Origin of the sequence: Aeromonas sp. HMWF015, assembly GCF_963878965.1 — a bacterium.
Taxonomy (GTDB): Bacteria; Pseudomonadota; Gammaproteobacteria; order Enterobacterales; family Aeromonadaceae; genus Aeromonas; species Aeromonas veronii.
Map to the genome: position 1 here is coordinate 1 of NZ_CAWNZT010000068.1, position 1,835 is coordinate 1,835.

General features: G+C 59.2%; 1 protein-coding gene. It reads left to right on the top strand.

The features are described 5' to 3' along the window. Positions 1-194 precede the first annotated feature (194 nt). Positions 195-1,835 (top strand): ribonuclease R (gene rnr / locus AACS18_RS03000; RefSeq protein ID WP_108613661.1); only part of this gene is annotated, 1,641 nt, incomplete at its 3' end.

Below are 1,835 nucleotides of genomic sequence, written 5' to 3' on the forward strand. Positions count from 1 at the left end.
CATCAAAGGGACCGCTTGTTTGAGATAGGCGGCGGATTGGGCAAATGTGTCCTTACTCATGAGTTCTGTGTCTCATCATGCCAGCGAACTGAAGATAGTATGACAGAGAGATTGGCCAAAAGGCAGCCGATGGATGCCATTCGCCCCCCCCTCCGATATAATGGCACCGTTACCACCTACCCTAAGGCCTGCTTATGTCTCAAAAAGATCCTTTCCTCGAACGCGAGGCCGAAAAATACGATAACCCCATCGCCAGTCGCGAGTTGATCCTGGAACTCATCAAGGGCCATGAAAAGCCCATGTCCCGTGAAGAGTTGGCCAAGGTCCTCAAGCTGAAAGATGAAGAGCCGTTGGAAGCCTTGCGTCGTCGTCTGCGCGCCATGGAGCGTGATGGACAACTGGTATTCACTCGCAACCAATGTTATGCCCTGCCGGATCGCCTGAATCTGGTCAAAGGTTATGTAATCGGCCACAAGGATGGCTTCGGTTTTCTGCGTCCGGAAGGTGGTGGTCCGGATCTGTATCTGAACAACCGAGAGATGCAACGCCTGATGCATGGCGATTACGTGCTGGTGCAGCCGACCGAGATTGACCGCAAGGGTCGTCAGGAAGCGCGTCTGGTGCGCCTGCTCAAGTCCCGTGAGGCAGACATTGTCGGCCGTTACTTCGTCGAGAATGGCGTTGGTTTCGTGGTTCCGGATGACAGCCGTATCGGCCAGGACATCATCATCCCGGAAGGGGAGAACAAAGGGGCTCGCCAGAGCCAGGTCGTGGTTGTGCGCATCAACCAGCGTGCCACCTCCCGCATCAATGCCGTCGGTACCGTACTGGAAGTGCTGGGCGAGAACATGGCGCCGGGCATGGAGATCGAAATTGCCCTGCGTACCCACGGTATCCCGCACACCTGGCCGGAAGAGGTGACCAAAGAGGTTGCCGGTCTCGGCGAGCAGGTGCCGGAGAAAGCCAAAGAGGGTCGCATCGACCTGCGTGCCCTGCCGCTGGTGACCATCGATGGGGAAGATGCCCGTGACTTCGATGACGCCGTCTTCTGTGAAGCCAAGCGTGGTGGCGGCTGGCGCCTGTGGGTTGCCATTGCTGACGTCTCCGCCTATGTGAAGCCTGGCACGGCGCTGGATGCCGAAGCCTATCAGCGCGGCAACTCCGTCTACTTCCCCGAGTTCGTGGTGCCCATGCTGCCGGAGGTGCTCTCCAATGGCCTTTGCTCGCTCAACCCGCAAGTTGACCGTCTCTGCATGGTGTGCGAGATGACCATCTCTGCCGCTGGTCGCATGTCCGGCTACAAGTTCTACGAAGCGGTAATGAACTCTCACGCCCGTCTGACCTACACCAAGGTTGCGGCGATCCTCGACGGGGATCCCAAGCTGCGCCAGCAGTATGATCCGCTGGTGGGCCATATCGAGGAGCTCAACAACCTCTACAAGGCGCTCAAGCATGCCCGCCATCAGCGTGGCGCGGTGGAGTTCGAGAGCGAGGAGACCCGCTTCATCTTCAACGCCCAGCGCAAGATCGACCGCATCGTGCCGCTGGTGCGCAACGATGCCCACAAGATCATCGAAGAGTGCATGATCCAGGCGAACGTCGCCGCGGCCCGTTATATCGAGAAGAACGAAGCCTTTGCCCTGTTCCGGGTCCACGACCGTCCGGGCGAAGAGCGTCTGACCGGTTTCCGCGATTTCCTGGCCGAACTGGGTCTGGAGCTCAAAGGCGGCCTCGAGCCCGAGCCGAAAGACTTTGCCGAGCTGGCCGCCAAGTTTGAGGGACGCCCGGATGCGGAGCTGCTCTCCACCATGCTGCTGCGCTCCATGCGTCAGGCC